Here is a 7,435-nt window from a genome sequence, read left to right on the forward strand (position 1 = left end):
AAAATAAGAAGAAAATGCAAATCCACGAGATATTAAAGACATACTTCGGTTACGACTCGTTCCGTCCCAATCAGGAAGCCATCATCCAGGAGGTGATGCAGGGGCACGACTGTCTGGTGCTGATGCCTACGGGCGGCGGCAAGAGTCTGTGCTATCAGGTGCCGGCATTGGCGATGGAGGGAACGGCGGTGGTCATCTCTCCGCTCATCAGTCTGATGCACGACCAGGTTGAGGCGCTCAAGGCGAACGGTATTCCTGCCGAGGCTCTGAACAGCGGCAATGATGCTACCGATGAAGTCATCATCCGCCGTCGCTGCGAGGCTGGCGATCTGAAGCTGCTGTATGTATCACCCGAGAAGCTGATCAGCGAGATTCCTTTCCTCTTCAGCAACATCAGGATATCGCTCTTTGCGGTAGACGAAGCGCATTGCATCAGCCAGTGGGGGCATGATTTCCGTCCGGAGTACAACCAGCTGGGTCTGCTCCGCGAGAAGTTCCCCAACGTCCCGGTGATGGCGCTCACGGCTACAGCCGATAAGATTACGCGCCAGGACATCATCCAGCAGCTGCATCTCAACGGTCAGACCTTCGTCAGCAGCTTCGACCGTCCTAACCTCAGTCTCTCCGTCCGTCAGGAGAGCACGAAGAAGGAGAAGCTGAAGTTCATCTACCGCTTCATCCAGAGCCATCAGGGCGATGCGGGCATCATCTATTGCCTGTCCCGCAAGAACACGGAGATGGTGGCAGAGGCGCTGAAGGAGCACGGTATCAATGCCGAGGCCTATCATGCCGGACTCTCCAGCGTGCAGCGTGCATCGGTGCAGGAGCGCTTCAAGATGGACCAGATTGATGTGGTATGTGCCACCATCGCCTTCGGAATGGGCATCGACAAGGGCAATGTGAGATGGGTGATTCATTACAACATGCCGAAGAGCATCGAGAGTTTCTATCAGGAGATAGGACGTGCCGGACGAGACGGCGATCCTGCCGATACCATTCTCTTCTATTCGATGGGCGACATCATCACCCTGCGCTCGTTCTGCGAGGAGAGCGGACAGCGGACGGTGAATCTGGAGAAGCTGCGAAGAATGGAGGAATATGCCGAATCACGTGTGTGCCGCCGCCGCATTCTCCTGAATTACTTCGGAGAGACATCGGCAAAGGACTGCGGTCACTGCGATGTTTGCAACAATCCTCCGCGCACTTTCGACGGTACGGTACTCACGCAGAAGGCGCTCAGTGCCATGGTGAGAGCCAGCGAGAAGATTGCCGTGGGCACGTGTATCGAGATTCTCAGGGGCATGCAGACGCCTGCCGTTGTCAGGAATCATTATAATGAGCTGAAGACGTTTGGCGTGGGCAAGGACGTGAGCGTGCGCGACTGGCAGGCTTATCTGCTGCAGATGTTGCAGATGGGTTTCTTCGAGGTGGCGTATAATGCGCATAACCAGATGAAGGTTACGCCATTGGGATGGAAGGTTCTCAAGGGCGAGCATCAGGTTTCGCTGGCGATCATGGAGAATGAAGAGCGGTCAACTCGTCCGCAAAAAGCCAATAGGTCAGCACGCGGCAACAGCATCCCTGTGGTTCATGCCGAGCGTGTTGTTTTCCAAGAAGAAATGTCGGGTGCAGAAGACAAGAATCTCTTTGAATATCTGCGCAAGATCAGGAAGAATCTAGCTGACGAGCAGGGTTATCCGCCATACATCGTCCTTTCCGACAAGAGTCTGCATGAGTTGACCAGGATGAAGCCAACCACCCTTGAAGCCTTCGGGCTCATCAGTGGAATCGGAGAATTCAAGGTGAAGAAGTATGGTGAAACCTTCATCAAGGCTATCAGGAAATATACGGGGAAATAGTTAGTTATCGGCTAACCCATTCCAGACTGTTCACCTCGTCCTTCACCGAGAAGTTCAAGCCTATCTTCACCACCTTCTTGCCACTCATCTTGAAGGCGTCGGCATAGTGCTTTGCGTCTATCTGGGCGAGAGCCTCCTCGGCACTCTTGTTGAACTTCAGTTCCATCACGTAGATGGTATCATCCGTCTCCATCGTGATATCGATTCTGCCCTTCGCAGTATGAGATTCCACCATGATGCGATAGTTGGTGAGCAGTGCAAACATGATGTAGAGCGTCTGCTGCCAATGCCCCTCGTAGTTGGTGTTGTCGCAGTAAGGCACCGTCTCCAGGAAGTCGTTCAGCAGGCTAAAGGCTGCATCCATATCCCCCTTCTTCACCAATACCGACATCTTGGCGATGGTCGTGTTAGCCTTCGCCGACTTGTCCGTCAGATAATGAGGCAAGAGACTTCCATATAGCCCCACCCTTATCTCTTGGTTAGGCAATGCCAACAGGTACAATTTTGTAGGCTTGTCATATCCCTTGATGGTGACATACCCGCTCTGATAAAGCAAAGGTACGATGGTGGTCATCGTTTCTGTGGGGGCATCAAAGTCCTTCTTGCCCACCTCTATGGTCTCGCCAAGGTCTGCAGGCAAAAAATCATACTTTCTCATCATGTTGATGAGATAGGTAGGAGTGCCCGAGCCAAACCAGTAATCATCCATTCTGCCATCGGCAAAGCAATTGAGCAGACTGTAAGGATTGAAGACATCTGGCGATGGCCAGCAGAAATGATAGCCATCATAATGATTTTTCAGTTCCTCGATGGTTTCCTCCCTACTAAGTTCCTGATGCTCGGCAAGAGCGTCGATATCATCGCTCATCTGTGTAAGCATTTCCTCCTTGGTGATACCGCAGATGCCGGCGTAAGGCTCGTCCATGCTCACATTCTTGATATTGTTCAGCTCGCTGAAGATACTGAGCTGCGAGAATTTCGTGATGCCCGTCAGGAAGACGAAACGGAGCATTGGCTCACAATCTTTCAAGGGACTGTAGAAATTGCGCATCGTATTGCGCAAAAAATCGAGTTTTTCCTTCTCGTGAGCCACATCCAGCAGCGGTGCATCATATTCATCGATGAGCACCACCGCCTGCTTACCAGTCTTTGCTGTAACAGTTTTTATCAAGTTGAGCAAACGAACGTTCGGATCTGGAGAATCACAATCCACTCCAAACCTATCCTCATTTTCCTTTAATATATATAAGAGGTATCTATCCAGCTGTTCCTTCTCCATATGTTTGCCTCCAGCCAGGCTGAAGTGCAGCACGGGATAAGCCGTCCACTCCTTCTCCAGCTTCTCTATGGCAAGCCCCTCGAAGAGTTCCTTCTTGCCCTCGAAATAACTCTTGAAAGTGGAAACCAGCAGCGACTTGCCGAAACGGCGTGGTCGGCTCAGGAAGAAATACGTTCCATCGGTATGCGTCATATGATAGATGTATTCCGTCTTATCTACATAGAACATATCCTCCTTGCGGATCCGTTCAAATGTCTGAATTCCTATAGGATATAATTTTCTTGCCATAATCAAACGCGTTGCTATTGTCTTGTAGTTGCAAGGATATCCCTTGCGGTGGTTCTCCTATCGTCAGGGAGTTGTCATCTCCTCTTTATTATTTCCTCTGATATTTAAACATGCCAGTAAATTCAGCGTCTTCAGCTGTCAATTTAGAAATAGAATCATCAACCAAGCCTAAAAGTTCACGATTACCTTTTAATATTGCAATCTTTCGCATCTTACAGTAGTTCTCATATTGATTCCACACCTTCAATCTACTTGCTTTGAGTACACTTCTATCGTTCAATTTGAACAACTCGATAGTCTTGACAGCTTTATTTTTGAAAGGCGCAGTATCCCTTACCGCAACCAGATGTCTATGAAACTCTATATAATCCCCTATTTCATCAGTTGCAGGATTCAAAAGCAAAGGCTCTTCCTTTGTGATATTCTCATGTTCAATATCACGCTGGTTTTCGTTAGCCAAAGGAAAGAAATTCCTTTTATAACTCGTATTACATTCACTACAACTATATAACAGGTTATTCCAATCATAAGCCAGCCAATAATAGCCAGGCTTTCTAAGATATTTCTCATCCTCAATCTGGTAACCACCTTTAGGCCTAAAATGCTCCACAGCCCCAAAGTCACCATTCAAAGAACGTTCACAATAAGCACATTTTCCAAACTGATCACTCTTCAGTTGTTTTTTCACTTCATCATCAGCATAAATCTGATCTTTAAACACTAAAGGTTTATTCTCTGCCACGTTTTCACGTAACAGAGCAATCTCCCTAGTTCCTTTATCAATCAAGATACCTGGAACTTTATCCGATTTAGTAACCTTATTCATGCTATCAAATATTTAATTCTTCTGCAATTTTGTTGATATATGACTGCATTTTCATATCATCCAACGATGCAGAATAAGACAAGCCCTTCAATTTTTCATCCAAGGCCGCCAAGCGTTTCTGTTCTTCACTTGTCAAATGCCCATATCGTTTCAGCAACTCTTCCTGTTCCTTAATATCCTGATCATATAAAGGAGCCTGTACACTTTCAACCCCAAAGAGTTCACTTAAAAGAATTTGACTGACATCATAATTAGTAAAGTCAGCATTACAGGTTTTTATCGTGTCACCATCAAGCACAACAATTTGCGCAATATCAGAAGCACCTTGCAGAATAATAGGGCTATGAGTGGTAACAACAAACTGCACATTAGGAAAAACCTCATGCAGTTTACGCAATATTTCCCTTTGCCATTTAGGATGAAGATGCAGATCTATTTCATCAATCAGGATGACCCCCGAAGCTTCCAAAGGATTCTCTATTCCCGGATTTCCTTCCGCCATACGCGATGCGATATCCGCCACCATAGCAATGATTATTTTATAGCCATCACTGAATTGTTCTAGTCGCAATTCTCTTTTTTTCACCCCATTCTCATATTCATCCATAACAAACCTAAGGGGATGAATCTCAATATGTGGATTTCTATATTTTCTATCCACAAAAGCTTCAATAGCTCTGCGCACTACCTGCAACATGGTAGAGTGATAATTAAAATCTCTTCTGCTTTCCCTCTCTCTTCTCTCTTCATCTTCCATCATATCATACCAAGCAAAGAATCGCTTGAAATCAGTAGAAGCCTCCAAGGATGAGTTATAGCAATCCCATTGATAAAAAAACTTTTGGAAACCACGTTTACGCTCAGGAGCCTTTATTTGCCCACGTCCTGTACCATAATAAGCAAGAATAGGCAAACCAACCCTTTCTCCATGCATAATTAGATTTCTCATGTTTTCAGCATAAGCTTTCACTTCCTTCACATCAGATTGCAGAGGAAGAATCATCCCTTTACGGTAACGCGTTATACCATAATGGTTTTCATCGTTTCTGAGCACAAGTTTTGCATACAGGAAATCTGCGATACGATTATCATCATCAATATGAACATCAGAATCTTTAAAGTTTTTCAGAGAATTACCAGGGAAGACACCAATAAACGGACTGAGCATAATGGAGATCGTGTCAAGAATAGTACTCTTGCCACAACCATTATTACCCAATAATATCGTTATATTCTTATCATCTTCAAATGTCAATGACTGTGTATTATTGCCAAACAATCTCACATTCTGCAATGACAGCTGCTCTATTCTCATAAACAAATTCTTTAAATGATAATGCAAAGATAATGATTTCCCTGACAACCTCCAAGTTTTTTCACGATTTTAACAAAAAAAACAATCCCGGCCCAGAGATTCCTTTTTGAATCTCCGAGCCGGGAACAGCATATATTTAAATATAGAGAATTAAATTTCATCTAAATTAAAAACTGGATAATCCTCTGCATAAATACTTAAACTTAAAAGAACATCATCTGTCATTTCATGCTTGTGAGACTTCAGATTCTCCCATACTTCCGAGATGAGACTAGCTATCAGAGTTGCCTCTTCTGCTATGTAACAATACTTATAATAAGCTTTTCCCCACCATTGAAGAGTTTTATAGATCTGTTGCCAAGATTTATTCTCCAACATCTTTGCAAAGTCTGCCTTGCCTTTTACAAAATCGTGGATTGGCTGATAAGGCAAATCTTCTGGTGCGAGATAGGCCTTGCAAAACATCGTGGGACTCATCACCACCCACTCCTTTTTTGAAACATTGGAATACCTTTTAGAGAACATCCAATGAATCGCTTGTTGACACAGTAAACCATCAAAAACAAATATTGCCTTGTCAGAAACTAGACAAACAGCAGGATTCAACAGTTCAAGAGTATGCGATACTTTACGATTCAAGCTAGCAGCCTCTAGTCCTTCAGTCGATTTATACCCCAGCCTTTTCATAAATGGGGTGCGACTCTACACACTCATTATCAAAAATCTGTATCGCCATATTGCTGAATCCTTTCCAATGCTATATTGAACGAATTAAAGATAGGTTCGATGTCACTGCCAAGAGGCTTAAAAGCATACTGAAACCCATCATCATCCACACTCTGAGCTAAATAGAAGTTTGTTTCAGCCAAGATTTCTTCCTTTTTGGCTATTGCCTTGATGGCAGCGACAAAGTCAGGATTATGACTCGCTAAGACTATTTTTACTCCCAACGATTTACGGATAAGAATCAATAATCTAGCAAAAACAACAACCCACTGAGGGTGCAAATGAACTTCCGGCTCATCTATCATTAGAACCGTCTTGTCATCTAAATGACCATTCTTTATCAACTGGAAAAGATAGGCAAACGACTTCATACCAGTAGCGATTTTATCCAAAGGAAGCAATAGCTTGCCATCCTTGCGCTCATAATACATTTCTTTATTGCCCAACAAACTGTCAGAAACATTAATTTTTCCATTTAGGATTTCTGATATGCGATACAGCAAACGTATGTTTTGCTTATCATGACAACCATTTTCCTCTAGCATTAATTTTCTTAATCTTTGCCAAAACACATTCTTTAGGAAGTCATCCAAGCCGAAAGCCATTGGAGTGTCTATGTAAATCGCTTTGTCCAGATTAAAGAGAGAGCCTATTCTCCCATCAGATATAATGTTGACCCCTTCCTCTTGCAAGGCAATCTTAACGGGAACCATCTCATCTTCATATAGATATGTATGAAGAAAAGACAAGACATCTGTCAAGGAGCGATCCTCGCTTTTATACAATACCTCTTGCTGCATTTTATCTACCTGTAGGCTTATCAACTCAGCAAAAGTTTGAGCATTTCTAGCCGTTTCCTCACCATCTAAATTCTGATTCAAGAAATTAAGAACTCTATCTTTTCGTTGTTCTTGAACATTCTCAGCATTCAAGAATTTATCTAGTTGTGAGGCAAATTCACCTATAAACAAATGTAACTTGCCAGAGTATTCGCCTATTGAGTCTAATGAGAAATTATCATCGAGTTTTAAATCGTCAACAGATTGCAAAATATTCAGACCATTGTTAATCCCTCTATGTAGTCCCCACATTTCCCTAATAGCACGACTGATATTTTGCAGCAATGAATTTATTTCTGTTTT

6 protein-coding genes are annotated in these 7,435 nt (G+C 43.9%); 1 reads left to right on the forward strand and 5 read right to left on the reverse strand.

All coding sequences use genetic code 11. The features are described from left to right. Positions 1-14: 14 nt before the first annotated feature. Positions 15-1,859, forward strand: coding sequence for a DNA helicase RecQ (gene recQ / locus ACQRBJ_RS09875; protein WP_294972164.1), 1,845 nt, complete (start codon positions 15-17; stop codon positions 1,857-1,859). A gap of 4 nt (positions 1,860-1,863) precedes the next feature. Here recQ and ACQRBJ_RS09880 read toward each other — a convergent pair whose 3' ends face one another. The 5 genes from ACQRBJ_RS09880 to ACQRBJ_RS09900 all read right to left on the reverse strand — a co-directional run. Beyond that, the gene (locus ACQRBJ_RS09880) at positions 1,864-3,426 is read right to left on the reverse strand and encodes an ATP-binding protein (RefSeq protein ID WP_445303509.1); all 1,563 of its coding nucleotides are present in this window, start codon (positions 3,424-3,426) and stop codon (positions 1,864-1,866) included. Positions 3,427-3,514: 88 nt separating this feature from the next. Continuing rightward, positions 3,515-4,252 (reverse strand): retron system putative HNH endonuclease, encoded by a 738-nt coding sequence (locus ACQRBJ_RS09885; protein ID WP_445303510.1) that lies wholly within the window; start codon positions 4,250-4,252, stop codon positions 3,515-3,517. Between the two features lie 4 nt (positions 4,253-4,256). Continuing rightward, a complete protein-coding gene (locus ACQRBJ_RS09890) occupies positions 4,257-5,567 on the reverse strand; it encodes an AAA family ATPase (protein ID WP_445303511.1) in 1,311 nt (436 codons plus the stop codon). A gap of 150 nt (positions 5,568-5,717) precedes the next feature. Continuing rightward, positions 5,718-6,206 (reverse strand): hypothetical protein, encoded by a 489-nt coding sequence (locus ACQRBJ_RS09895; protein WP_445303512.1) that lies wholly within the window; start codon positions 6,204-6,206, stop codon positions 5,718-5,720. Positions 6,207-6,283: 77 nt separating this feature from the next. Next, a partial coding sequence (locus tag ACQRBJ_RS09900) for an AAA family ATPase (protein WP_445303513.1) occupies positions 6,284-7,435 on the reverse strand: 1,152 nt, incomplete at its 5' end.

Origin of the sequence: Prevotella sp. SGI.167, assembly GCF_050313615.1 — a bacterium.
GTDB lineage: Bacteria > Bacteroidota > Bacteroidia > Bacteroidales > Bacteroidaceae > Prevotella.

What these genes read in the sequence shown, in the direction of transcription:
- recQ (WP_294972164.1), top strand. Translation starts at nt 15, where the DNA reads ATGCAAATCCACGAGATATTAAAGACATACTTCGGTTACGACTCGTTC.
- ACQRBJ_RS09880 (WP_445303509.1), bottom strand. Translation starts at nt 3,426, where the DNA reads ATGGCAAGAAAATTATATCCTATAGGAATTCAGACATTTGAACGGATC.
- ACQRBJ_RS09885 (WP_445303510.1), bottom strand. Translation starts at nt 4,252, where the DNA reads ATGAATAAGGTTACTAAATCGGATAAAGTTCCAGGTATCTTGATTGAT.
- ACQRBJ_RS09890 (WP_445303511.1), bottom strand. Translation starts at nt 5,567, where the DNA reads ATGAGAATAGAGCAGCTGTCATTGCAGAATGTGAGATTGTTTGGCAAT.